The organism is Psychrobacillus sp. OK032 (assembly GCF_900111345.1).
GTDB lineage: Bacteria > Bacillota > Bacilli > Bacillales_A > Planococcaceae > Psychrobacillus.
Genome location: NZ_FOGY01000001.1, coordinates 562172 through 587669 on the forward strand (window position 1 = coordinate 562172; position 25498 = coordinate 587669).

A 25498-nucleotide genomic window follows, 5' to 3' on the forward strand; every position below is an offset into this window, starting at 1 on the left:
TATCGCCAATGCGACAACACAACCGCTGAGTGCAACAGACTTTTTCAAAGAAATGCCTTCACTTGCCATGAAATAGTATTTACTAATTAGCTATTTTATAAATTGCGAAATTGTATCATAATGTTGCAGGTATAAAAATGTTACTCGAACAACCAAATTACTCTTGGTAGCAACCCACTTCTTATAGAAAAGGCTAAATTGATCTAAGACACCCATTACTGATATTGCATTATGCATAATTGAAATAGAGCGCAACATATGATTTGTGAGCTACATAATAGTAGGACTCTGTTAATCTTAAATGCTGATTAATCAGCTAGTTCCATTGATTGAAGCGGAAGGCGGCGACTCCAGCGGGAATAGCAGATGTTTTCTGCACCGAAAGCGAAGCGGCAGGTGCATGAGCTGAAAGCCCCGCAGGAGCAGGCAAAGGAACAAAGGCTAAGAACGCCACCTCGTGTGGCAACGCCTTTGTGACCAACGTCGTGTTGGCCTGAGGAGATTGAAGCCATGCCCGCGGAAAGCGTCCGCCTGGAGCGGAAATCAACTGCCCTTGCGGTAATTCCATTAAGATGCATTACCCCTAAAAAGCACGTCATTATTTTTCTTTAGAAAAGGTCAGTACAAAGGAGAATCTCCATCGTACTGACCTTTTTTTAGTTTATATCACAATCAATCAAAAATCTCGGTAAGTCTTTCTTCCAATTCATCCTTCAATGACTCATACCCAGGCTTGTTAAGTAGTGCAAAAATATTATTTTTATAAGACTCTACTCCTGGTTGGTCGAATGGATTCACTTCTGATAAATAGGCACTCATTGCGCATGCTTTTTCGAAGAAGTAGAGTAAATAACCTAGGTGATATTCATCTAGTTTATCAATCTCCACTTGGATAACAGGGACCCCGCCATCATAATGCGCCAATATTGAACTATTTTTCGCGATTGTGTTAATATCATGGAAAGTTTTATCCTCTAGGAAATTTAACTGATCAAAATTATTGTCCACAACCTGAATCGTGCAATCCTCTTGTTGATTGCGAACATGAAGGATCGTTTCGAAAATTTGACGTTTCCCCGCTTGAATATATTGTCCTATAGAGTGTAAATCCGTTGTATACGTAACAGAAACAGGGAAAATTCCTTTTTCATCTTTCCCTTCACTTTCTCCAAATAATTGCTTCCACCATTCAAATACATTACGTAAAGAAGGTTCAAAAGAAGCCATTATTTCGATAATGTAACCTTGTTTCTCTAGTAAATATCTTGATAATGCATATTCGTAAGCTTCGTTTTCTTTGTAATTTGAAAACATTAAATCATTCGTTGCTTGCTTGGCACCATCTAATAACGCTTGAATATCAATTCCACCTACAGCCAATGGAAATAGTCCAACTGGAGTTAATACTGAAAAGCGTCCACCTACATCGGCTGGAACTTCAAAACTTCTATATCCCTCTTCCTGGGCAAGCTTTCTTAATAAGCCGTTCTCAAGATCAGTTGTTAATATAATCCGATTTTTCATTTCATTGCCATAGCGTTCTTCCATATATGACTTAATTACACGGAACGAAATTGCTGGTTCCAGCGTAGTTCCGGATTTAGAAATGACATTTACATACACTTCACGGTCGTTTACATATTGAAGCAATTGATTTATGTAAGCTCCACTCATATTCTGCCCTGCATAAATTACTTCTGTTTCACCCGATTTTTTAGAGAAATAAGGTGATAAGGCATCTTGAACTGCTTTAGCACCTAAATAGGAACCACCAATTCCTATTACTATCAAGACGGCAGATTTGGTTCGTATTTCATTGGCAACCGTAAGTATTTGGTCAATCTCATTTTTATCTTGTTTAATAGCTAGTTCTAACCACCCTAATGCATCGCGGTCTTTACTTGTTTGTGAATGCATTCCTTCATGTATCAGACTAATTATATTTGTATATTTATTTTTATCTTCTTCATTTATAAACTTTGATAATAAGGAAAAGTTTAGTGAGAAGGCCTTTTTTGTAACAGTCAATTGGATTTCCTCCTGCGAGCTTCTTATTCATTTATCCTCCTATATTAGCATATTTGAGTAGTCTTTTCCTCTACAAAGGGTGGGTTAGGCACTTTTGAGGATTTAATATAAGTAATTTTACACAGCTTAGCATTACTATTATATTCATTCATATATATAATCATTCTTTTGTACCAACGAAATTTGATTTACAGCATGACAAAGAACTATAAAGAATATCCGGAAATCGAATAATATGTAATATGGATAATTAAGGATAATAAAACCGTACCTCCAACACGACTAAATCAAATCAAAAACAGGCACTAAACTAAGCTGTCTAGTGCCTGTTTCTATTTAAAGTGACTGTATAAACTTTTCTAATCTATTTAAACCTTCCACGAGCACTGGCATTCCATATGCATAGGAAATCCGAATATATCCTTCCCCATAAGGTGTAAACGCGCTTCCTGGAACTACTGCAAGCCCACCTTCTTGTAATAGTTTTGTAGCAAAATCAAATGAGCTCATACCAAATGCTTCTATAGAAGGAAAAATATAAAATGCACCATTTGGTTTTTCAACAGATAATCCTATTTCAGTTAGTCGACTATAAACGAAGTCCCTTCTCTTCATATATTCCACATTCATTTCTTCAGGAGTATCTTTTGCATTCGTTAATGCTTCAATAGCAGCATATTGCGCTGGGAGAGAAGCACATATTGTATTAAACGCATGAACTTTTACGACATGTTGCATGACTTTTGCTGGCCCCATTAAAAATCCAATACGCCATCCTGTCATAGAATGAGACTTAGACAAACCATGAATATAAAATAATTTATCTCTTATTTCTTTATACGACGCGAAGGATAAATGCTTTCCGGCAAAAGAATTCTCACTATATATTTCATCTGTTAGTACATAAATATCTAGATCAGCAATTACCTTGACTAAATAATCCATCGTATCTTTATTTAGAACGACGCCTGTTGGATTGGAAGGATTATTAAAAAATACAGCTTTCGTTTTTTCCGTAATGAGTTCTCTTAGTTTTTCCGTGGATGGCTGAAAATTTGTTTCTGTCGTATCTAAATAGACAACCTTTGCACCACATAATTCAATAACGGGCACATAACCGGAATAATTGGGCGCAGGCAAAATGACTTCGTCTCCCGCTTCTAAAATGGTTCGAAAAACTGCATCAATCGCTTCACTCGCACCATTTGTAATGACGATTTCACTTTGTGGATCATAAGTAAATCCATATTTATTGGAGAAAAAGCCATTGACTGCTTCTCGAAGTTCGAGTAATCCTGCATTATGAGAGTAGCCAGTTAAGTTCTGCTCGATTGCTCGTATTCCAGCTTCCTTCACTGAATTAGGCGTAGGAAAGTCCGGCTGACCGATTGTTAAATTGATCGCATTTGGGTAATGAACGAGTTGATTAGAAAACTGTCTAGTTCCTGGTGTTTTCAAACTTTCTGCATACGGATTTAAACGTAACCCCATTGTTTATCTTCCTTTCACCTTTGCTTTTAGCTTAGTATACTGTATAGTTAAAGCATTTATAATGCTAATATTTTTAATAATGAATTAGTTAGGAGAATAGTAGTGAATAATAGTCTATGGATAACGTTCTTAGAACAACTTGGAGAAAATAAAATAAGTAAAAGTGAATCGGAGCTATACCGTCATAGCCGTGATGAATCATCACATCTTTTTGTGGAACCAGATTTCGTAGTTTTCCCTGAAAATGTAGAAGATGTAGTGAAGGTGCTTCAATTAGCAAATGAAAAGGAAGTCGCCGTTACTCCATTTGGAGCAGGGTCTGGTCTAGAAGGTCAATCGATCCCTATTAATAAAGGAATTTCTTTAAACTTCGACCGCATGAATAAAGTAATTGAATTTTCACCAGAAGATTTAATGATTACTGTGGAACCTGGAATAACTCGTCTTCAATTAAATGAATATGTTAATAGACATGGGCTGTACTTCCCTATCGACCCTGGTGCCGATGCATCTATTGGTGGAATGGTTGCAACAAATGCGAGCGGGACAACAGCAGTACGCTATGGATCGATGCGTGATCAAGTACTAGATTTGGAAGTTGTACTAGCAAATGGGAATGTTATACATACTGGTTCTAAAGCGAAAAAATCTTCTTCTGGCTACCATTTGAACGGGCTCTTCACAGGATCAGAAGGAACACTTGGCGTCATTACGAAAATTACAGTAAAATTACATGGCATTCCTGAGAAAGTACTAGCAGCGAGATGTACGTTTCAAACTCCTGGAGAATGCGCAGAAGCGGCGCAAGTTGTTTTATCAAGCGGTATTCAAGTAATACGCATGGAACTTGTGGATGCGGAAAGTATTAAACAAGTAAATGAATATGGAAATTATTCATTCCCAGAAGAACACTCTCTGTTTTTTGAATTTGCAGGTGCTCCAAACATTGTGGAAGAGGAAGCTACTGTAGTAGAAGAACTAATGAAAGAGTTAGGTTGCAATAACTGGGAGCGCGCGAATTCATCGAAAGAACGTGCAGATTTATGGAAAGCACGGCACGAAATGGCTTATGCATTTAAGCATATAAAAGGAAAAGTATCGACGGGTTCGGATTCATGTGTCCCTATTTCGAAATTAGCAGAAATGGTTGTTTTCGGGCGTGAACTATTAGAAGAAAGCGGGCTTATAGGCGGTGTATTTGGTCATGTAGGCGATGGTAATTTCCATACACTTGTTATGTATGATCCGAATGATCCAGTGGAAGTAAATAAAGCAGAATATACAAATGAACAAATTGCGCTAAAGGCGATTAAACTAGGCGGCACATGTACAGGTGAGCACGGAGTTGGATTAGGAAAAATGAAATATCAAGTTACCGAGCACGGAGAAGCGGTTGAATTAATGAAATCCATGAAAACCTTAATGGATCCAAAGGGAATATTAAATCCTGGGAAAATGTTTTATTAATCTGGTGAAACTGACGTAGGTAATGTTTGAAGTACATACTCGCAACATTGGATTAATTATTCACAACCATAGTGGACGGTTGCGCAACATCATAGCTCGTATGCGCAACTTTTCAGCTACTCGCAATGTTTTGGGATATACTCGCAACGTTTGACCTGTTATTCGCAACATTAGTGAGCGGTTGCGCAACATCATAGCTCGTATGCGCAACTTTTCCGCTACTCGCAATGTTTTAGGATATACTCGCAACGTTTGACCTATTATTCGCAACATTAGTGAGCGGTTGAGCAACATTATTACTCGTACGCGCAACTTTTCCGCTACTCGCAATGTTTTGGGATATACTCGCAACGTTTGATCTGTTACTCGCAACATTAAAGGCTGTCCAACATATTTTGTTGAACAGCCTTTTTTTACTTCTTTATTGTTTTAATTCTTTGTCTTCGTGGCTAAATTGCCATTCGATACCGAACTTGTCCTTTAGTGATCCGTAGCATTTGCTCCAAAAAGTTTCTTGCAACTCCATTGCTACTGTCCCGCCTTCTTTCAGCGCATCAAAAGTAGAACGAATTTCCTCTTCATTTTTACTAACAAACGCTAAACTAATATTATTTCCAAGGGTAAAAGGATAACCAGGGAATGTATCAGAAAACATAACATTACTCCCGTTAATGTTTAGTCGGGTGTGCATAACTAAATCTTTTGCTTCCTCTGGTAAAGTGTAATCTGGATGTTGAGGTGCCTCACCGAAAGTCATAATCTCTGGTTTTTCTGTTTTAAAAACTTCTGCATAAAACTCTGCAGCCTCGCGACAATTTCCATTAAAATTTAGATACACATCTATAGCCATTTGACACACTCCTCTTTATTATAAAAATATTCATTCAAGCATGAATGACAATATTATTGTATCATTCACTAATAAAAAATAGTAACTATAGCTGTCGAAACTAAAAGAAGAGTGAGAAAAATGATCCCACCCTCCATCTTGTGCCTTTTCTTAATATACTTTATCTCCGTTAAAAATGGAATTTTTCACGATAACATAGTCTACATTTCGAATTGCTTCTAGTTTATTTCCACCTGCGTAGGAAATAGAAGATTGAAGATCTTGTTCCATTTCAGTAAGCGTGTCTTGTAACGCTCCTTTGTGCTCGACGAACATTTTCTTCCCTTCTACGTTTTTCTTTTCCCCTTTTTGAAATTCAGAAGCGGAACCGAAGTATTCTTTATAACATTTTCCATCTTTTTCAATTGTATGTCCTGGAGATTCCTCATGCCCTGCAAACAAGGAACCGATCATGACCATCGATGCCCCAAAACGCACAGATTTAGCGATATCCCCATGTGTACGGATTCCTCCATCTGCAATAATTGGCTTACTAGCAGCTTTTGCACACCAACGTAGTGCAGCTAACTGCCATCCACCTGTTCCAAATCCAGTTTTAATCTTCGTAATACATACTTTACCTGGTCCAATCCCTACTTTTGTAGCGTCAGCGCCGGCGTTTTCTAGTTCTCTTACCGCTTCAGGAGTTCCCACATTTCCCGCAATAACAAAACTTTGTGGCAAATGCTTTTTAATATGTTGAACCATTGCGATTACTGCATTTGAATGACCATGTGCAATATCGATGGTAATGAACTCTGGAATTAGTTGCTCGGCTGCTAATTGTTCAATAAACCCGTATTCTTCCTCTTTCACACCAACACTAATTGATGCGATCAATCCGCGCGATTGCATATCTCTTGTAAATGCAATACGCTTTTCTGGTTCAAAACGATGCATAATATAGAAGTAACCATTTTCAGCTAAGTAATTTGCAATTTTTTCATCAATAATTGTTTGCATATTAGCAGGTACTACAGGCAATTTAAAAGTATGCCCCCCTAGAGTTACAGTTGTATCACATTCTGATCGGCTATTTACAATACATTTTGCCGGAATTAGTTGAATATCCTCATAATCAAATACGTTTTCCATATTCTCACTCCAAAACACGAATAATAGTTTCAGGAAAAACAAAATTGTTCGTCCATTTGGTAATTTACAGTATTTTCGTGCGTATGTCAATTAATTAATGCCTTCAAAAATAAAAGAAGTCTATAAAGACCTCTTTCAGACTGTAGACAAACCATTTTGAGTGCATAGAGTTGTATATCAAATTCGGCAAGGACCACCACTTCGCTTTCCGTGGGCTTGGCTTCAGCCTCGGGCCAACACGATGTTGGTCATGAAGGCTTTGCCGCAGGATGCGGCGTTCTTAGCCTTCCTTCCTCAAGCGTTCCTGCGGGGTCTTCAGCTCAAGCTGTTCCCACAGGAGTCTTCGTAGTGGTCCTTGCCTTATAAATACTTCCTTATAGATATTCGCTATCTTTACTTTTAATTGGATTGTATAAAGCAACCTCTCTAGGAAGATTTATTATTATTATTATTCATAACCGTTTTTAATAATACTTTTGTCGTCAACCTAAAAGAAGTCTATAAAGACCTCTTTCGATTAGTTATTTTATTCAGTAGAAATGCACGCCTTCTACTCCTTCTCTATTTGTTAATCGTGTTGACATGTGTTTCGATTAATTTAATTCTATCTGCCAATTCCATTACTGCTTGCATCAATTGAAGCTGTTCTGTTTTTGTAATCGTTGTATGCCGCTCCATCTGTTCTACTGATTTCTCTACTCTTTGTATACTGTGATTCATAACATTTACGAAATGTTCTGCTGACAGTTTTTTCATCTCCTTTCATTTATTTTTATTGTAATATACTTTTTAATTATTTCAATTGACGGAATTCAACATAAAATAAGACAATATATTTTTCAAATGAAATACTTGTTCATAATTGTATTTAGAACGTTTTTATATGGTCAAAATTAAATTTTGATTTTATCGTATTCCGACTACACATACATTTATGGTTTTACCTGGCATTTATGTGCGATAGAGACTTGATTTGTTAAGTTCGCCATTTTTTTACTTAGTACTACGAGTATGTGCTAATACCCGCCATTTATGCTCGAATAATCGTATCCGTTGCTCGGTACGTTCAGATTTGTTTCATAATAGTAGCATTCCATCATACATTACCTCGGACCATTAATATACTAGTAGTAAAATATTTAAGGAGGAGAGTGTCATGTATTCAAATCCGATCGATCCAGAAGAAATGGCTATGCGAAAAAATTGGGATGTCATTGCTTCCCTAAATATGATTGGTGAAGGAGGTCCAGTCTACAACTTAGAGGAAGACAAGGAAGATAAACAAAATACACTAGAAAACAATAACCACTAATACCTTGCCCCACTAAATGTGGGGATTTTTTATTGCTTATAATTATAAACTTACTGCATATGGATAACTTTTTACAAGTGTGTCTCCGTCCAGCGCTTTTTTTATGTTCCACTATAATAGATTGCATTTAGCAGAACTTGGTGCAAAAATTAGAATTAGTGAATCCAAGTAATGGCACTTTGCAGGAGCTATTGAAATAGCCGGGCTTATAAAAAATCAACAGTCATATATTATAGGAATAAGTGACACGGGTGCTTGCATCTACTCATGCGTATTGTAATGTATTATTCCGAGTCATTTTCTATTTGAGGAAGGAAAGAATCCATTATGAAACAAGCATTATTAAATATAAAACCTGCTGTAGAAGCAGTATTTCAACATTTACATGCCAATCCCGAAATTAGTTGGAAGGAATTCCAAACGACTTCTTACTTAAAAGATTTTCTTATTCAAGAAGGATTTCAAGTGACTACGTTTGATGATTCCACTGGGTTAGTAGTAACTATCGGTAGTGGGAAACCTTGTGTAGGTCTGCGAACGGATATGGATGCACTTTGGCAAGAAGTGGACGGAGAGTTTAAGGCCAGCCATTCTTGTGGACATGATGCACATATGACGATAGCTGTCGGTACACTTCTTTTATTGAAAAAATTAGGTGTTCCAAAACAAGGGACATTAAAAGTATTATTCCAACCAGCAGAAGAAAAAGGTACAGGCGCTCTTTCTTATATTGATAAAGGACTAGTCGATGATATTGACTATTTATATGGTGTTCATCTCCGTCCAATTCAAGAGATTCGAAATGGTTTTGCTGCTCCTGGGATTTTGCATGGTGCTGCAAAACTAATAAGCGGAAAAATACATGGAGTGGAAGCACATGGTGCAAGGCCACATCTCGGGGTAAATGCAATTGAGGTCGGTGCGCAAATTGTGCAAGCAATACAAGCTATTTATCTAGATCCATTGATGTCGTATTCTGCAAAGCTGACAAAATTCAAAGCCGGCGGAGAATCTGCCAATATCATTCCCGGAAACGCTGAATTTAGTATCGATATTCGGGCACAATCCAATACAGTGATGAATGAGTTGATTGCCAAAGTGGAACATGCTATCCAATCTGTTGCTATACTAAATAATATCACGATTGATTTTCATATTGAGACGGAAATTGTTGCTGCGGAAGTGGATGATTCAGCGGTAGAATTGATGAAAGTGTCAATCATCGATACGATTGGCCAAAATTATTATGTGCCTCCAATCGTTACACCGGGTGGGGAAGATTTTCATTTTTATACTTTGAAAAGACCTTCCATCAAGGCGACGATGCTTGGTCTAGGTTGCGATCTAACCCCTGGATTACATCATCCAAATATGACGTTTAATCAGGAGTGTATTTTCACTGGCATTGAAATTCTAGCCCGGACAATTATGAATACTTTCCAAAAAAAGGAGAACTAACATGCTAATTAAAGAAGTAAATATCCGCAAAATGAAAATGACCATGAAATCCCCTTTTGCAACAAGTTTTGGGACTTTCCAGGATAAAGAGTTTCTCTTATTAGAAGTAACAGATGAACTCGGAAATACAGGTTGGGGCGAATCTACTGCATTTCACTCTCCTTGGTACACGGAAGAAACATTTGAAACTAATTTACATATCATCCGAGATTTTTTAATACCGCTCCTGTTAAATAAAGAAATTCACCATCCAGATAAAGTGAGCGAAATATTTTCTCCTCTTCGCAAAAATAATATGGCAAAAGCAGCAGTAGAAGGTGCTATTTGGGATTTATATGCAAAACGCAAGAAATTAACGCTTGCAGAAGCTTTAGGTGGTACAGCTGAAAAAATTGAAGTAGGCATTAGTATCGGCATTCAACAAAGCAAAGAACAATTGATCGAAGTAGTACGCGGTTATATAGCAGAAGGATATAAGCGAATGAAAGTAAAAATTAAACCTGGCTATGATGTAGAAGTAATTCGCTCCCTTCGCGAAGCTTTTCCAACTGTTCCACTCATGGCCGATGCAAATTCAGCGTATACTCTAAATGATATCGGTTTATTGAAACAATTAGATGAATTTAATTTAATGATGATCGAGCAACCACTTGCTTCAGACGATATTGTCGATCATGCGAAATTGCAAAAAGCTATAAAGACACCTGTTTGTTTAGATGAAAGCATCACTTCGTTTGAGGATGCAAGAAAGGCTATTGAACTTGGTAGTACACAAATTATTAATGTGAAAATTGGACGTGTTGGTGGTTTAACTGAATCGAAAAAAATTCACGATTACTGTATGGAGAAAGGAATACCTGTTTGGTGTGGTGGAATGTTAGAGGCTGGGATTGGACGTGCACATAACGTGGCTTTAACAACATTACCGAATTTTACACTTCCAGGAGATACAGCAAGTTCCTCTCGTTACTGGGAAGAAGATGTTATTACACCTGAAGTTGTAGCTGAAGATGGATTTATAACTGTCCCTACAGGATATGGGATTGGCTACGAACCAAATTTTGAAGTCATGGATCGTTATACAGTAGAGAAAATTCACTTTAAAGCTTAGTGTATGCAAATGTATTAAAAACAAAAGGAGCCCAGTTTATGAAAAAAAGCCTTCAAATCGGATCCGCTTTTATCGGAATTACCGTTGGAGCAGGCTTTGTATCAGGTCAAGAAATATTGTTATTTTTCACGAGTTACGGCTATCTAGGTATTGCAGGTTCAATACTTGCAGCTATTCTATTCGCGTTTCTTGGGATGAATTTAACACAACTTGGAAGTCGTTTACAAACGACTTCCCACGAAAAAGCCATTTATCATATTTGTGGTCCGTATTTAGGGTTTGTTATCGATATCATCATTACATGTTTGTTGTTTGGTATTACGATAATTATGTTTGCTGGAGCAGGAGTTGTTTTTGAGGAGCAGTTTGGATTATCTGCTTTTATTGGTAGTTTAATAATGGCAATTATTACGATTATCACTGTAACGTTAAATGTCCAAAAAGTAATTGGTTTAATTGGTGCAATCACTCCATTTCTATTAGTAATTGTTCTCATCATTGCATCCTATTCAGTGATTCATTTTGATCCAAGTGTAGATTTTAAAACGGCGAGTGCCGCAACGAATCCCCCTGTTTCTCATTGGGGCGTTGGCGCATTATTGTACGTTTCCTACAATATTGCTGCAGGAGTAGCGATGATAACAGTGATTGCAGGGACCGTAAAAAATCAAAAAGTAGCTGGTTGGGGCGGAATTATAGGGGGACTCGGGCTGGGGCTACTAATTTTACTCATTAATATTTCGATGCTAACGCAATTGGACGCGATTAAAAATACATCGATGCCAATGGTAACATTAGCAAATAATATGCACCCTATTATCGGTTTTTTTATGGCTGTTATTCTTATTGGAATGATTTATAACACAGCAGTTGCGATGCTGTATGCATTTTCTGCTCGTATTGTAAAACCAGGTAAGACTTCGTTTTATGCATTTACTATTTTTTCTGGTGCTTTGGCGTTTTTCGCTAGCTCTTTAGGGTTTGTCTATCTAATCGGAACGATATATCCTGTAACCGGCTATTTAGGGATCTTGCTAATAGCGGCGATTATTGTATCTTGGTTTAAAAATAGTAGAGAGGTTTATTGAAACCCATCAAAACGAAAAGCGGAGCCACAGTGATAGCTCATCGTTCCCCCCGCGGAAAGCGTCCGCCTGTAACGTAAATCAATTATATTATATATTCTTTTAAAAAGGCCCTTTCACTATGAAAATAGAGAAAGGACCTTTTAATATTTATTTCTTTTTCACATCTACAATTCTGCCTTCAGTTTCATTGTTTATTGTGTTCAATGATTGCAGTTGTTCTTGGAAGTTTTCCCAATCGGAAAGACCAAGATCTGTTACGCGACCTTCTGCATAAGCTTTTGCAAAGACATCATAGCTGTCTCCACCTTTAGCAGTAAATGCGTTTGTTGCTACTACATATTTTTCATCATCTTTAATATCAACATATGAACCGTCTGCTGCTTTATATTTAATAGATACTACTCGTTGTCCTGATGGCTTAGAAGAATCGAACTCTACTTTCGCTCCAGATACATGTAAGAATCCGCCATTTTCACCCGGATACGATTTGAAGCTGATTTCAAAAGCAGCTTTCAATTCTGCTCCTGTGACTTCCATTGTTGCTAGTGTGTTATTGTATGGAAGAACAGTGAGAACTTCTCCTACCGTGATTGGACCAGCATCAATATTAGAACGGATTCCTCCACCATTTTGAAGTGCCATTATTACTTTACTATTAACCTTTTTAGCTTTTGCTAACATGCCATCTGTAATGATGTTACCTAATACCGTTTCGTTTTTACGAACGCTTGGTTTTGTATCATCCCCACTTGTACGTGGGTTTTCTAGTTCAGCAGTAGCTACTACTCCTATTTCTTTCGCAGAAACCTCTTCTACTTTAGCAGAGTACTTTTTCAAAATTTCCGCTGCTTCAGCGTCTTCTTTTTTATCTGCCAGTGCGATTAATTCACCCTCATGCCCTACTACTTTTCCTTCTTTATCAAAATCTACATTTAATGTTCCTAAAAAACTACTGTTCGTTTCCGCTTGAACGATTATAGTAGCGTCTTTTTCTTTGCCATTTTTATCTTTATTGACAACTGTTGGCTTTTCTAATTTCGTATGGCTGTGACCACCTACGATTACGTCAATTCCGTTAACTGCTGCTGCTAAAGTTAAATCGTTATCAACGGCTGGATTATCGTCATAACCAATATGAGTTACTGCAACCACTTTGTTAACGCCTTGTTTTTCAAACTCATCTACCATCGTTTGCGCTGCTTTAATATAGTCTGTAAAAGTAACTTTTCCAGGACTTGAAAGACCAGCAGTTTCAGCTGTAGTTAATCCGAAAAGACCCACTTTTTGGCCATTAACTTCTTTAATTATTCCACTATAAATTTGCCCGTTTTTTGGATCTGAAGATACTTTCACATTAAACAAACCTTGTAAATTTGTATCTTGAGAAAAATCTACGTTTGCACTGACAAATGGGAAGTTCGACTTTTGGATAAATTCTTTTAGTGCTTGGTGACCTTCTGGAGATGAACCTAGATCGAATTCATGGTTACCGAATGTCATCGCATCATATTTCATTAAGTTCATAAACTCTAAGTCTGCTTGTCCTTTATATTCATTAAAGAATAAAGTACCAGTGAAGACATCACCTGCATCTATTAATAGTGCTGATGGATTTTTTGCACGCACTTCTTTAACTGCAGTTACTCTTTTAGGAGCCATATCCACTTTTGCATGTGTATCATTTATATGCATTAAAGATAGTGAGAAATCCACATCTGTCGAATTAGCATATAAGTTCTCTAAATAAGTTTTAAGTTCTTTAAGAGCAGGCAATTCTGACTCACTTGGAAGTTTCTCTACAAGAGGTAATGTAGCAGTTACAATCGCCATTGCTTCTTCTTTTTTACCTTCCGCATAAAGTGCAGCCGCTTTATTCGCATTCATGTAAATAGTTACTGGAACTGCTAGGGCATCTCTTTTTTGATTTGCAGGATTTTTATATTGTTCTAATAATAGGTCACGAGATGCCTTCCCTGTAAAGCGATATAAAATAGCAGTTCTTGATTTTAGTTGGGTTGACAGTTTGTGATATGCTTTTTCAATCGCTGCCCAATCTTTATTTGCTTCTGCCTTTTCTAGTTCTTTCATGATCGGATCTAAATATTTATCAGCATAGTTGTATGCATCTATATAAGGAATTAACCCTTTTGTTACTCGTTCATGATACAACTCATCTAAATTTTTAAGTAAAGTGTTTTTATTTTTTGCATCAGATTTGTTAATTGCATCTTTCGCTTTTTGATAATTTGCTTTAGCAGTATTTAGTACAGAATATAATTCAGCACTAGTAGCTAATTTTCCAGATTGTGCAGGAACTACATAAGAATATGAAGCTTTTTTAATGTCTTTTCTTGCGTTGTCTACTACTTCCTGTAGAGAACTATTTGCAAATGAGACATTTGTCGCGGAAAATAATGATGTCGCAATGATCGCAGCAACAGCTGACTTCTTGAACTTACTATTTTTCATAACTTACCTCCTGAGTGATGGTTGAATAATTAATTAGATCAATAGATTCATAATTACCCACTACTCCTAAAGTACCTCAGTTACCAATATACTGCAAGTTAAAATTCTGATAAATTTAGTGAAGAATATGTAAATCTAGTTGAAAATTACCGATATTTATCCCCCAAAAAGCAAACGTCATTATGACAATTTTTTCCCTTGTATATGCTTACATTGTTCCCTTTGTGATATAATTAACTATTATACGAAAGATGGGAGCATCACTATGTTAAAAGATATTTTTATCGCATTGTCAGAAAATCAAACTTTAAACGGGGCAGCAAAAAAATATGGTTTAAAAATGGGTGCACAGCATGTTGTTGCTGGAACAAATATTGAAGAAACGATAGAAAGCATTAAAAAACTTAATGCACTTGGAATCTCTTGTACAGTAGATAATTTAGGTGAATTTGTTTTTGAAAAAGAAGAAGCTTTAGAGGCAAAAGCACAAATTATTGCTGTAATTGAAGCAATTGAAGAACATCAAGTAGATGCTCATATTTCATTGAAACCATCACAACTTGGATTAGATATAGATTATAATTTTGCATTAGAGAACTTAAAAGAAATTACAGCTACGGCTAATAAATACGGTACATTCATTAATATCGATATGGAATCACATAAACACTTACAACCATCCTTCGATATTTTGGACGAATTATCTAAAGAGTACGATAATATTGGAACGGTAATTCAAGCTTACTTCTACCGCGCAGTGGAAGATATTCAAAAGTATAAAAACTTCCGCCTACGTATAGTAAAAGGTGCTTATAAAGAACCAGTGGAATATGCGTACCAAACGAAAGAAGAAATAGATGAAAACTACGTAGAATTAATCGAATGGCATTTATTGAATGGTAAGTTCACATCAATTGCCACACATGATCATAATGTGATTAACCATATTAAACAATTTATACACGATAATAATATTCCAAATGACAAATTCGAATTCCAAATGCTATACGGATTCCGTACAGATATGCAACAACAACTTGCCAATGAAGGCTATAACTTCTGTACATATGTTCCGTTTGGTAGCGACTGGTACGGCTACTTCATGCGTCGCCTAGCAGAACGACCACAAAATATGAATCTTGTCGTAAAACAAGTATTCAATAAAAAAACAAACACATTGATCGGAATCGGTGCGGCTGCATTCGCGCTTGGAAGATTAACAAAGAGCAATAAAAGCAAGAGATAATATCAAAAGCGCAAGCGCACTTAAATTATTATTACCATTTGATTTTTAGAGAGGTTAGTTGTGACTGTGAAGTCACGACCAACCTCTCTTTTCTCGGTAATAAATACTTTATTTCAGCTATTTAGGAGAGAAAGATCTATTCCATAATACTGTTGATTTCCGTTACAGGAGGACGCTTTCCACTACAATCAAAGAGGGGACTACTAAAAAATAATAAAGTATATACTTTTGAGTGTTAAAGTCACTGGTATACAATTGATTATTTAAATATGGCACTTTGAACGATAGGAAAAAACAATGGTTTGTATACGTAAAGTAGACAGAACCAGTTAGCAAAAATCTTTAAGAGGAGCATTTCTGCAAGTTTCCTCTTGTAAAAGGGTATATCACCAAAAATAGTTAGCATCTATTATTGGATTGACGGGCACTTGAGCACCCGAAATTGATCTTCGGAGCCAAGCACGAGGAACGGAAAATTATATTCTTTCTTAAACAAAAACTGTGTTGCCGACACCTATCAGCAACACAGTTTTTTGTAGCTTCATTTCTGTCATATAAAAAACACCTCATTCTACGGGGAATGGTAGAATGAGGTGTTTAGGTCCTTGTTATCGCTCAAGGACTATATTGAAATCGCCGTAAACTTGATACTTCATTTTCGCTTCGTTTTATCGCTTTGTTGCTGACTAGAAATTTCCCCTGTTATGCTTAGTTGGGTGAACTCGCTTCCTTCAAACTCGTTCATCAACTTTAAAGACTATTTATTTGTTACCTTCATATTAAACGAACTAAATGAGAATACTCGTAGAGTTTTATTAGAATTTGATGAGAGATTTTATTGCCATGTGATAGAAAGTACTTTTCCAGAAATCGCATGTACTTGAATCGTTGCTTTTGTTTTCTTTTCTTTTGCACTTTCTTTGCTGTCATTCTCAGAAATTGTTGCTTTCATCACAATTAAATAGTAGCCACCCTCATTGGTCTTCACAAACGAGCTACTTTCAACTGTACCTTTCTGTTGCTGCTGGGCTATTTTAATCGCCTGTTCTTCCGAGATCAATACAGTTGTAACAGTTTCCGTTTTTGTTTCTGCTTCTGGCTTTTTAGCTTCTGACTGTACTGTATTTGTTTGGGAAACTTGTACTTGTGCTTGTACTTGCTTTTCCTCCGACGTTTGTTCTTCTGTCTTAGCAGATTCCGTCGTCTTTGCCGGCACTAGTTTTACCGCTTCTATTTTTTCTTCTGTTTTCGCAGTCTCTTCTTTTGGTGTTTCTACTTTTGGCTCTTCTTGTTTGCTCGTCTCCACTTTCAACGAATCCTTGCTAATTTCTTTATTAGGCTTATCTTCTTCTACCTTTTCTTCGATTTTAGAAGTTGCAGATATGATGGGTTTAGCCGTAGTACTTTCACTTGGTTTTGGCGTTCCTGCTATATCCACAATCTTATTACCAACTGTCTTTTTTTCAGTAATAATAATTTGGGTTGGAGCTTTTGCCTGTCCTGTTTCTAATTTCGTTTCTTCTTGCTCTTCCGTCTTTTTTTCTAGGTTCGCTTGTCCATCCATTTGAGAAGACTTCTCTGGGATCAATTCAATTGGTCCTTCTGCAACTTCACTTTCTGTTTGAATGATGTATTCATCCGATTGTTTAAGCGAATTAACTTCACCTGTGAGTGCATCCATTTCTACTGTATATACAATTCCATTTTTAGTAATGAGTGCGTCATAAACAGATTCATTTTTATTCACAATAGCTACTTCTGCATCATATGTCTGCTCAAGTTGGGTGCGGACTTCATTTTCCGATATCGACTGATCATTAATCCGGGTAATTGTTAATATAAAAACAATCACACAACCGGCTACAATCACTGTAATAATCGATAGAAATCTTTTTAGTTTGAAAAATTTCATTCACGCTTTCCCCCCTCAAACCTATCATAAAATACAAACATTAGAAATCGGTGAGAATTTAAGTATTAGGGATAAAAATATGAATCGTGGTACCAAACCCAACTGCGCTTTCAATCTTTAACTCTGCCGTAAGTCGCATTGCAATATCTTTAGCTATAGCCATTCCAAGCCCTGTTCCGCCTGTTTTTCGGTTTCGAGCTTCATCCACTCGATAAAAACGGTCAAAAATATGCTCTAAATCTTTTTTCGGTATGCCGTTTCCATAATCTAAAATAGAAATAGTTATACCCTTTTCATCTTCCAAAACGGTCGTTTTAATTTCTTTTTCACTATATTTCCTTGCGTTATCTAAAATGATGAAAAGCAATTGTCTTAATTGTTCTACATCTGTATTAGCATAAATAGGTCCTTGCCCGTTTAATAGAAACTTCCGATCATATGCTGTACGCATTGATTGCAATGTAGTTTCTACTAAGTTAAATACATCTATTTTTTCAAGATGCCGTTTATTTTGTTCATTACTTTTAGCAAGCAATAACATTTGCTCAATCATTTCTTTCATTCTGGCCGTTTCGTTCACAATAGCTTGTACGGACTCTTCGGCGATTGCGGTATTGTTAAAGCCATGTCTTGTTAATAATTTTGCATAGCTTTCAATGACAGTGAGTGGTGTTTTTAATTCATGAGAAGCGTCAGAGACAAATTGTTCCTGTTTTTTATAGTTTTGCTCTAATTGCCCCATCATTTCGTTAAACGCAATGCCCATTTGTGCCATTTCATCTTTACCATTTGGAGAAACGACGATTTTTTCATATGTTCCTGATAATCTACTTTGCGACATAGTGTTTATTAGCTTTTTTATAGGATTCGTAATTATTTTACCTAATGTAACACTAGAAGCAGTCATGAGTAGCATGCCGACTAACATAACGCTTAGTAGAATGAGACGAAGAAAGTCTAAATTCTTTTCTACATCTACTAAAATTTTCATCGTCTGAACTTCCGCGACTTCCCCATCTACCCAAATGACTGGTTTACTAACAGTTAATATTGGGGTTCCTTGAAAAGCCCCGATCGAATACCTTTCTCCTTCTTTAAAGTTCGGATAATAGTCATTGACTCCATCAATCGTTTGCACGAACAGCTTCAATTGCTCGTCGCCACCGATAACACGAATACCACCATTTGTAGGAATATATGTCCGTAAAATAGTTGCGGCGTCTGCTTCTTTATTTACTTTACTTAGCGCAGCAATCAGCTCATCCACTTCAATGTTAAGCTGCTTGTATTCTGTATCAAAAGCCATTTTTTCAAATAATATGTAAATGCCAACATTCATCATACTTAAAATAACAAGTGTAAGAACGGTGGAAAAAAGATGTATCTTTGTTTTAAGCTTCATCGCTTTTCTTCCTTAAGTACGTACCCGACACCTCGTACTGTTTGAATAAGAGAGGACTTCCCTTTTTCTTCTAATTTTTTACGTACATACCGTATGTACACGTCGACCACATTTGTATCTCCATAATAATCAAACCCCCACACTGCATCTAATAATTGTTCTCTTGTCAGCACCTGGTTTGGATGTTTCATCAAATAAAGTAAAAGATCATATTCACGCGGCGTCAAATTAATAGACTCCCCATCATTAGTTATTTCACGAGTTTGCTCGTTTAATAGAAGTGAATGGAATATATGCACATTCTCATTATGTTGCGAATGAACTGCTGAAGACTTAGATACACGAATAGCCGAGCGTACACGTGCAAGAAGCTCCTCAATTTCAAATGGCTTCGTCACATAATCATTTGCACCTAAATCTAAACCAGTTACTTTATCCTCTAGATCACTTTTAGCAGTTAATAATATGACGGGAGTATCGGTTTTTGTTGCTCGGATTCGTCGGAGCACATCTAATCCATTCAACCCCGGTAGCATCAAATCGAGTAATACAAGATCCCAAACCTTCTCGCGATATTTGATCAATCCATCTGTACCTGTATGAGCGATTTCGACAGCATACCCTTCGAATTCTAGCTCTAGCTGTAGAACACGCGCGATATTTTCCTCATCTTCAATAATCAGTACATGCTCTTTCATCGAAAACCCCTCACTTTCTTTCCCATTATTTTATCACACAACTACATCTCCCCCTGTTACAAAATATAATTTTGATGGGTTTTTGGGGAGGGAAATAGAGTTTAGGAGCTTTTTTGAGTTCAAGAATGAAATTATCGCGGAAAAAGGTGAATTGTGAAAATTGTTGTTTTATTTATTTTGTTGTATGGTGTACTCAACAAAGGTGGGGGGTAGTTTAATGGGTAGCATGAGAAGAGTTTGGCAGCCGGAGATTTTTTACCATGTGACGATGCGCGGAAATAACCGACAAAATATTTTTATAAATAAAGCAGACTTTGCCTTATTTTTTCAGGCAATGCAATATACGCACGAAAAGTATCCATTTACAATTATTGCTTATTGTATGATGAATAATCACTATCACTTACTCATACGTTCACCGGAAGTTCCGCTTTCTAATGTAATGACCATTATTAACAAACGCTATTCTGACTATTTCAAGCGAAAGTATAATTTTTTTGATCAGCTTTATGAAACACGTTTTTATGCAAATATGGTGACCGACCCTATTAGCTTATTGAATGTGAGTAGTTATATTCACCAAAATCCTTTACGAACGACTAACGCCCTTGTAAATAAGATGGAAGTCTATCCACATAGTTCATACCAATATTATGTCAATCAATCCAAGTCCCAACCTAGTTTTATAAATACGCAGTTATTGCCTTCTATCATCGAACAATATCCTGAAATAGTAGCAGAGAGTTATAGTGCTTATTGTGAAAACTTTCGTATGGAAGAAGAAAAATCCCCTCTTATTTTGACATAAGAAAGGATTCAATCAATTACGCCTCGACGTAATCGCGTCCAGATTTTGAACTGCATTCTTTTGCGACGAGCATTACGGAGGAGCATAGAACTTTTGCGACGAGCATTGCGGAGGAGCATAGAACTTTTGCGACGAGCTTCGCGCAGGAGCAGGACGCGGCGATCTTAGCCAGAGTTCCTCTTATCAGGAGTTTTTATTTGCTGAGTCAAGTAAACCTTTTAAGCAATTGTTTCATCACTACTAATAAGCGTAAGGCTATGGCTTGCTACTTTGCATTGTTCTACAAAAGCATTAAAAATTGGACGAATTGCGGATACTTGATTTTCCATCATTTCTGGATGCCATTGAACTGCTACTACAAAACGGTCACTCGTTTCCAATTCCATCCCTTCAATAATACCGTCTGGGGCCAACATCGTTGCTTTAAAGCCTTGTCCCATTTTTTTCACTGCTTGATGATGGAAACTATTCACGCCAAGTTCAGCAGTTTGGTAGATTTCATAAAGCAGCGAATCTTTCTCTATCTTTACTGGATGGAATGCGTGATGTCGAATTGCTTTCGGTACAGAGTGATTAATACCATCTGGTTTTTGAGATTGAAGATCTTGATATAATGTCCCCCCCGTTGCAACAGTAAGCAACTGCATACCCCGACATATACCAAGCACCGGTACATTCATTTCGAATAAAACTTTTTGAGCAAGCTTCACTTCATGGAAATCACGCTTTGGTTCGATTAAGCCTACACCGAATTTGGGATATTCCCCGTAGTAATTGGGATCTATATCCGATCCACCTGAAAACAAAATACCATCTAATTTTTGTAAAAGAGGCGTTAACGTATCGATATCCTCTGTTATTGGTAAAATTACTGGTACACCGCCTGCTCGCTCAATCGCAACAATATAATCATCTGCAAGCATTTGCCATTCTTGATTTTTTGCCCCAATACCTGCTGCCATACCAGCAGCATCGTTGGATAAGTAATTTGCACAAATCCCAATAAGTGGTTTCACCTAATATCCCCCGTTCCATATATCCTTAGCAAAAAATCGCCGCTCCCCCATATGGAAGAGCGACAATTTACTATATAATATTTTGGCTATAACTGTTGGTTATGAAACTTTCCCCTGATATTGCGGAAGCGTCAACCAGCAATGGAAATCAACAGAACAAAGCCATTATTTAACTTCGACAACCCAGCCAAATGGATCTTCAACTGTACCTTTTTGGATTCCAGTTAAGGCATTATACAATTTTTTCGAAAGTTCTCCAGTTTCACCGTTGTTCACATAAAACAGTTCGCCCTTCCAGCGCATTTCACCGATTGGAGAAATAACCGCTGCCGTTCCAGTTCCAAAAGCTTCGTCTAACTTACCATTTAAATAAGCCTCGCGAATTTCTTCCATAGAAACTTTACGCTCAGTTACCGGCACGCCCCAATGTTTTAACAATGCAACGATGGATTTGCGTGTAATGCCATCTAAAATGCTTCCATTTAAAGCCGGTGTTACGACTTCTCCATCAATTTTGAAAAATACATTCATGCTGCCGACTTCTTCAATATATTTTCGTTCAATACCGTCTAACCAAAGCACTTGAGAATATCCTTCACGATCTGCAACTTCTTGTGCTTTTAAGCTGGACGCATAGTTTCCTGCAGTTTTCGCAGTTCCTGTTCCACCCGCAACAGCACGAACATATTCGTTCTCTACAAGAATTTTCACAGGGTGAATTCCTTCTTTATAATAAGAACCAACTGGTGACATAATAATGATGAAACTATATGTTTTAGATGCAGAAACACCTAAATGCGCCTCTGTTGCAATCATAAACGGGCGAATATAAAGGGATGTACCTGGCTCAGCCGGAATCCATTCTTTATCTAACTCAATTAGTTGCTTCAATGCTTCTAGCGCAAATTCCTCATCAATTTTTGGCATGCTAAGACGATCGCACGAATTATTCATACGTTTCATATTTTCTTCAGGACGGAATAAGCGAACAATTCCATCTTCCGATAAGTACGCTTTCATCCCTTCAAAAACAGTTTGACCATAATGCAAAATACTAGCAGATGGATCTAGAGTAATAGGTTGATAAGGGACGATTCGATGATCATGCCAACCTTGGCCTTCTGTATAATCAGCAATAAACATATGGTCAGTAAATTTCGTACCGAAAACTAGTTGATCTGATGGTGTTTTTTCATTTTTATTTTCATTTTGTGTAATTTGAATCTTAAGACTATTCACTATGTATTTCCCCTATCAATATAATTATTAGTAAACTGTAGTTTCTTATGCTTACGATATATTATATGCAATTATACTACTTTTAAGAAAATTATAAATACCTTTTCGCAAAATATTTTTAATAGTTCTTATTTGACCATTATTAGATGATGTGCAATATTAGTTTCCGCTAGGATTTCCGCTGCTGGGCGGACGCTTTCCGCTCCAACCCACAAAAAATACAGTGAAACCTCTACTTATTAAGTAACAATTCCATATGTGTTGATTATCATTTATTACTATGTAGCCCTTAAATTATTCATTATCGGGTAAAAAAGTCAATTTATCCCCTCTTTTAATTTGACCAAGTTATACCAGCTTACGCCACCATGTTTTGATTCAGACACGCCATGGTTAACAAATCCTAATTTTTCATAAAAAGAAACTAATTCCTGTTTACATGTTAAAGTAATTCCTTCTCTTTCATTCTCTTCTACAAGCTCTTCCATTTTCTCCATTAACATCTTGGCAATTCCTTGATTTCTAGCCCTTTTAGACACTGCTAATCCTAAAACACTTTGATATCCTCCACTTTTCGGGTTCTCTTTGATTTCCTTAAAAAGATTATCGGTTATGTATGGTTGATTAATAATAGGGCCATTAATGTAACCCATGATTACCCCTTCTTTTTCTGCCACAATAAAAGTATCAGCTATCAACTGAATCCTCTCCACAAATGCTCTTTTTGTGGCAGCTTCTTCTATTGAAAAGCCTTCATTCTCAATAAACAATAACTGTTCTAAATCTGTAGTTTGAACATTTCTTAAAGAAATCATCTTGTCTATCCCCCCCTTCCATAGTACCAGTGACCCCCGGATTTTTTGAATAATAGTCAGAGTATATACTCCAACCATATGAATGATTTTCCCTAACCATAATCGTAAACTGTTTATACAGTATTAGTTATTTTATTATATCATTCCTCTTAACTTTAACTTCATCTATCATTTCGACGAAAGAATTTAAGAAGAATGCTATGGTCATTTTTTCTTAATGAAATTAACAGATGTGTAACAAATCATGACGTTTAACCGATAAACAATGTATAGGACAAAATACTATTTAGATAGGAGGCGTCATAATTGTTTAAATTTGCTACATACATACTTACACTTTCGATCTTATTTGTTAGCTGCTTCTCCCCTTCCCTTCAAGTACAAGCATCCACATTGGTAAGTGGAATGTTTGTCGATGTCACGTATGAAGAAGTCGTTTTGGATAAAAAAACAACCGAAAAGCAACTTTCCAAAATCACCCTTATTAATGATAAAGGGAAAACAATTACATTGAACATTGATTCATACGCTTCTCTTTTCATCAATTCCACACCGACCTCAATTGGAGGATTTAAAGAAGGGATGTGGGTCGAAGCAACAGTTGAGCTACGCAATGTGAAAGAACTAAATGGATTTTTCGATATAGCACAAGGTAGTGACTCAAATGCTATTTCTAATAGTCTAACTGGGACAGTTAATACGATTGATAAAAATGGTAAATTTATTGCCATTAATTCGAAAGACAGAAATTCAGTCAACTACTATTTGGATGCGCAAACACAAGTTTTTAAAGACAATAAATTAGTCGATTTAAGCGTTTTATATGAAGGGGATCGGGTAAAATTAACCCTTGCTGAACACAATTCCACTACACTTTCTACTATTGAAATAATCGCAGAAGGTATCAAGGTGGAGCACCTATATAAAGGAACTATCCAACAAATAGATACGAAAAAGAAAAAACTCGTCGTAAAAAACGAAAAAGTGTTTCGCAACTGGGATTGGCGAAATGGCTCCGGATCCATTAGTTCAAAACCCTTTACTGCAAAGACACCAATCTATGTTGGCAATAAAAAAATAGATGAAAGTCAAATCCGAAAGTATATAAATAATGAAGTGTATTATGTAACTATTGAGCAAATGGGCCAAGAAGTTGTACAAAAAATGATTATTAAACATACAAATGAAAGAAATCTACATGAGGGTCTAAATTCAGTAGACACATCTAATCAAAAAATTAGATTATCAAGTACTGGTAATATTGCCTATCACAACGGAACAATCATTATTCGCAATGGTCGTTTAGTGGATGCTAGTGCACTTTCACAAAGCGGTAATGCTTATGTTATTACAAACGGCGCTACAACCCATCAATATGCAAATGTCATTCACGTGACAAATGATGGCTTCCAAAGTGCTAATTTATCGAATCATGAAGTGTATTTTGGTCAAATTAATAGTGTAGGATCATACCAACTTACTTTGACGAATGCAAATCGACTTTCTAATAATTATTGGTACGGGTTAGGCTACAGTAATTTAAGTTTTAGCAACGATACCGTTGTTGTAGAAGATGCTAATTATGGGACAACAGATTTCACTAATAGTACAAGTAAATATGCTTATTTCTATGTAAAGAATAATCATATTGTTGCTGCAAGAATTGTAGGATCGAGTAGTCCAGCATCGTCCATTTCAGTAGGACGATATAATGGTTATTGGTATTGGAATTCGATTGAGGTAAAAGATGTCAGCCAATGGCAAACAGGTAACTGGGTCGAGACTACACCAATTTATTACATGGATACAAGGTGGACAACATTCATTAAAGAAGGAAAAGTTATTACAAAAAGTGATTTAGAAGAAAATGATCGACTATTTATTATCCATGATTCGTACACTCAAGCTCGTATGATTTTAGTCGATTAATCTATGGAAATGAGGTAAAGAAAAT

Annotated in this window: 21 protein-coding genes; 8 read left to right on the forward strand and 13 right to left on the reverse strand. The window is 36.6% G+C overall.

Annotated elements, in window-relative coordinates; genetic code table 11:
• Positions 1-316: 316 nt before the first annotated feature.
• The 3 genes from BMZ04_RS02640 to BMZ04_RS02650 form a co-directional block, all read right to left on the reverse strand.
• The gene (locus BMZ04_RS02640; protein ID WP_093264930.1) at positions 317-568 is read right to left on the reverse strand and encodes a hypothetical protein; all 252 of its coding nucleotides are present in this window, start codon (positions 566-568) and stop codon (positions 317-319) included.
• Positions 569-672: 104 nt separating this feature from the next.
• Positions 673-2028, reverse strand: a complete 1356-nt coding sequence (locus tag BMZ04_RS02645; RefSeq protein ID WP_093264932.1) for a glucose-6-phosphate isomerase — start codon at positions 2026-2028, stop codon at positions 673-675.
• A gap of 336 nt (positions 2029-2364) precedes the next feature.
• A complete protein-coding gene (locus BMZ04_RS02650; RefSeq protein ID WP_093264934.1) occupies positions 2365-3519 on the reverse strand; it encodes an aminotransferase class I/II-fold pyridoxal phosphate-dependent enzyme in 1155 nt (384 codons plus the stop codon).
• Between the two features lie 102 nt (positions 3520-3621).
• On the opposite strand from BMZ04_RS02650, the gene BMZ04_RS02655 reads away from it, so the two are divergent.
• Entirely contained in the window at positions 3622-4986 is a 1365-nt protein-coding gene (locus tag BMZ04_RS02655) for an FAD-binding oxidoreductase (protein WP_093264936.1), read from the forward strand.
• A 421-nt stretch (positions 4987-5407) separates the two neighbouring features.
• Here BMZ04_RS02655 and BMZ04_RS02660 read toward each other — a convergent pair whose 3' ends face one another.
• The 3 genes from BMZ04_RS02660 to BMZ04_RS02670 all read right to left on the reverse strand — a co-directional run bounded on the left by BMZ04_RS02660 (position 5408) and on the right by BMZ04_RS02670 (position 7726).
• On the reverse strand, positions 5408-5836 hold the full coding sequence (locus tag BMZ04_RS02660) for a VOC family protein (protein ID WP_093264938.1): 429 nt from the start codon (positions 5834-5836) through the stop codon (positions 5408-5410).
• Positions 5837-5986: 150 nt separating this feature from the next.
• Positions 5987-6970 carry a GMP reductase gene (gene guaC, locus BMZ04_RS02665; RefSeq protein ID WP_093264940.1) on the reverse strand — a complete coding sequence of 328 codons (984 nt, stop codon included), beginning with the start codon at positions 6968-6970 and terminating at the stop codon, positions 5987-5989.
• Positions 6971-7531: 561 nt separating this feature from the next.
• A complete protein-coding gene (locus BMZ04_RS02670) occupies positions 7532-7726 on the reverse strand; it encodes a hypothetical protein (protein ID WP_093264942.1) in 195 nt (64 codons plus the stop codon).
• A gap of 400 nt (positions 7727-8126) precedes the next feature.
• Here BMZ04_RS02670 and BMZ04_RS22180 point away from each other — a divergent pair, with 400 nt between their 5' ends.
• The 4 genes from BMZ04_RS22180 to BMZ04_RS02685 all read left to right on the forward strand — a co-directional run bounded on the left by BMZ04_RS22180 (position 8127) and on the right by BMZ04_RS02685 (position 11939).
• Positions 8127-8282, forward strand: coding sequence for a hypothetical protein (locus BMZ04_RS22180; protein ID WP_177184289.1), 156 nt, complete (start codon positions 8127-8129; stop codon positions 8280-8282).
• 327 nt (positions 8283-8609) lie between these two features.
• Positions 8610-9740 (forward strand): M20 peptidase aminoacylase family protein, encoded by a 1131-nt coding sequence (locus BMZ04_RS02675; protein ID WP_093264944.1) that lies wholly within the window; start codon positions 8610-8612, stop codon positions 9738-9740.
• Between the two features lies 1 nt (position 9741).
• Positions 9742-10851, forward strand: coding sequence for an o-succinylbenzoate synthase (menC, locus tag BMZ04_RS02680; protein WP_093264946.1), 1110 nt, complete (start codon positions 9742-9744; stop codon positions 10849-10851).
• 38 nt (positions 10852-10889) lie between these two features.
• Positions 10890-11939 (forward strand): YkvI family membrane protein, encoded by a 1050-nt coding sequence (locus BMZ04_RS02685; protein ID WP_093264948.1) that lies wholly within the window; start codon positions 10890-10892, stop codon positions 11937-11939.
• Between the two features lie 147 nt (positions 11940-12086).
• On the opposite strand, the gene BMZ04_RS02690 is transcribed toward BMZ04_RS02685, so the two are convergent.
• Positions 12087-14408, reverse strand: coding sequence for a 5'-nucleotidase C-terminal domain-containing protein (locus BMZ04_RS02690; RefSeq protein ID WP_177184290.1), 2322 nt, complete (start codon positions 14406-14408; stop codon positions 12087-12089).
• Positions 14409-14673: 265 nt separating this feature from the next.
• On the opposite strand from BMZ04_RS02690, the gene BMZ04_RS02695 reads away from it, so the two are divergent.
• Positions 14674-15654, forward strand: coding sequence for a proline dehydrogenase family protein (locus BMZ04_RS02695; RefSeq protein ID WP_093264950.1), 981 nt, complete (start codon positions 14674-14676; stop codon positions 15652-15654).
• 835 nt (positions 15655-16489) lie between these two features.
• Here BMZ04_RS02695 and BMZ04_RS02700 read toward each other — a convergent pair.
• The 3 genes from BMZ04_RS02700 to BMZ04_RS02710 are packed head-to-tail and all read right to left on the reverse strand — an operon-like array spanning position 16490 to position 19666.
• Positions 16490-17566 (reverse strand): PepSY domain-containing protein, encoded by a 1077-nt coding sequence (locus tag BMZ04_RS02700; protein WP_093264952.1) that lies wholly within the window; start codon positions 17564-17566, stop codon positions 16490-16492.
• A gap of 58 nt (positions 17567-17624) precedes the next feature.
• Complete coding sequence (locus tag BMZ04_RS02705) at positions 17625-18968, reverse strand: sensor histidine kinase (RefSeq protein ID WP_093264955.1); 1344 nt, start codon at positions 18966-18968, stop codon at positions 17625-17627.
• A complete protein-coding gene (locus tag BMZ04_RS02710) occupies positions 18965-19666 on the reverse strand; it encodes a response regulator transcription factor (protein WP_093264957.1) in 702 nt (233 codons plus the stop codon). The genes BMZ04_RS02705 and BMZ04_RS02710 overlap by 4 nt, the downstream gene beginning before the upstream one ends.
• Before the next feature lie 217 nt (positions 19667-19883).
• Here BMZ04_RS02710 and BMZ04_RS02715 point away from each other — a divergent pair, with 217 nt between their 5' ends.
• Entirely contained in the window at positions 19884-20474 is a 591-nt protein-coding gene (locus tag BMZ04_RS02715; RefSeq protein ID WP_177184291.1) for a transposase, read from the forward strand.
• Between the two features lie 218 nt (positions 20475-20692).
• On the opposite strand, the gene BMZ04_RS02720 is transcribed toward BMZ04_RS02715, so the two are convergent.
• The 3 genes from BMZ04_RS02720 to BMZ04_RS02730 all read right to left on the reverse strand — a co-directional run bounded on the left by BMZ04_RS02720 (position 20693) and on the right by BMZ04_RS02730 (position 23544).
• Positions 20693-21490 (reverse strand): gamma-glutamyl-gamma-aminobutyrate hydrolase family protein, encoded by a 798-nt coding sequence (locus tag BMZ04_RS02720; RefSeq protein ID WP_093264962.1) that lies wholly within the window; start codon positions 21488-21490, stop codon positions 20693-20695.
• Between the two features lie 165 nt (positions 21491-21655).
• On the reverse strand, positions 21656-22729 hold the full coding sequence (locus BMZ04_RS02725; RefSeq protein WP_093264965.1) for a branched-chain amino acid aminotransferase: 1074 nt from the start codon (positions 22727-22729) through the stop codon (positions 21656-21658).
• A 317-nt stretch (positions 22730-23046) separates the two neighbouring features.
• The gene (locus BMZ04_RS02730) at positions 23047-23544 is read right to left on the reverse strand and encodes a GNAT family N-acetyltransferase (protein ID WP_093264967.1); all 498 of its coding nucleotides are present in this window, start codon (positions 23542-23544) and stop codon (positions 23047-23049) included.
• A gap of 306 nt (positions 23545-23850) precedes the next feature.
• Between BMZ04_RS02730 and BMZ04_RS02735 the strand changes: the two genes are divergently transcribed.
• Positions 23851-25473, forward strand: a complete 1623-nt coding sequence (locus tag BMZ04_RS02735; RefSeq protein ID WP_093264970.1) for a hypothetical protein — start codon at positions 23851-23853, stop codon at positions 25471-25473.
• Positions 25474-25498 lie beyond the last annotated feature (25 nt).

Excerpts from the sequence above, each read along its gene's own strand:
- BMZ04_RS02640 (WP_093264930.1), bottom strand. The coding sequence starts at position 568 with ATGGAATTACCGCAAGGGCAGTTGATTTCCGCTCCAGGCGGACGCTTT.
- BMZ04_RS02650 (WP_093264934.1), bottom strand. The coding sequence starts at position 3,519 with ATGGGGTTACGTTTAAATCCGTATGCAGAAAGTTTGAAAACACCAGGA.
- BMZ04_RS02660 (WP_093264938.1), bottom strand. The coding sequence starts at position 5,836 with ATGGCTATAGATGTGTATCTAAATTTTAATGGAAATTGTCGCGAGGCT.
- guaC (WP_093264940.1), bottom strand. The coding sequence starts at position 6,970 with ATGGAAAACGTATTTGATTATGAGGATATTCAACTAATTCCGGCAAAA.
- BMZ04_RS02670 (WP_093264942.1), bottom strand. The coding sequence starts at position 7,726 with ATGAAAAAACTGTCAGCAGAACATTTCGTAAATGTTATGAATCACAGT.
- BMZ04_RS22180 (WP_177184289.1), top strand. The coding sequence starts at position 8,127 with ATGTATTCAAATCCGATCGATCCAGAAGAAATGGCTATGCGAAAAAAT.
- BMZ04_RS02675 (WP_093264944.1), top strand. The coding sequence starts at position 8,610 with ATGAAACAAGCATTATTAAATATAAAACCTGCTGTAGAAGCAGTATTT.
- menC (WP_093264946.1), top strand. The coding sequence starts at position 9,742 with ATGCTAATTAAAGAAGTAAATATCCGCAAAATGAAAATGACCATGAAA.
- BMZ04_RS02685 (WP_093264948.1), top strand. The coding sequence starts at position 10,890 with ATGAAAAAAAGCCTTCAAATCGGATCCGCTTTTATCGGAATTACCGTT.
- BMZ04_RS02690 (WP_177184290.1), bottom strand. The coding sequence starts at position 14,408 with ATGAAAAATAGTAAGTTCAAGAAGTCAGCTGTTGCTGCGATCATTGCG.
- BMZ04_RS02695 (WP_093264950.1), top strand. The coding sequence starts at position 14,674 with ATGTTAAAAGATATTTTTATCGCATTGTCAGAAAATCAAACTTTAAAC.
- BMZ04_RS02700 (WP_093264952.1), bottom strand. The coding sequence starts at position 17,566 with ATGAAATTTTTCAAACTAAAAAGATTTCTATCGATTATTACAGTGATT.
- BMZ04_RS02705 (WP_093264955.1), bottom strand. The coding sequence starts at position 18,968 with ATGAAGCTTAAAACAAAGATACATCTTTTTTCCACCGTTCTTACACTT.
- BMZ04_RS02710 (WP_093264957.1), bottom strand. The coding sequence starts at position 19,666 with ATGAAAGAGCATGTACTGATTATTGAAGATGAGGAAAATATCGCGCGT.
- BMZ04_RS02715 (WP_177184291.1), top strand. The coding sequence starts at position 19,884 with ATGGGTAGCATGAGAAGAGTTTGGCAGCCGGAGATTTTTTACCATGTG.
- BMZ04_RS02730 (WP_093264967.1), bottom strand. The coding sequence starts at position 23,544 with ATGATTTCTTTAAGAAATGTTCAAACTACAGATTTAGAACAGTTATTG.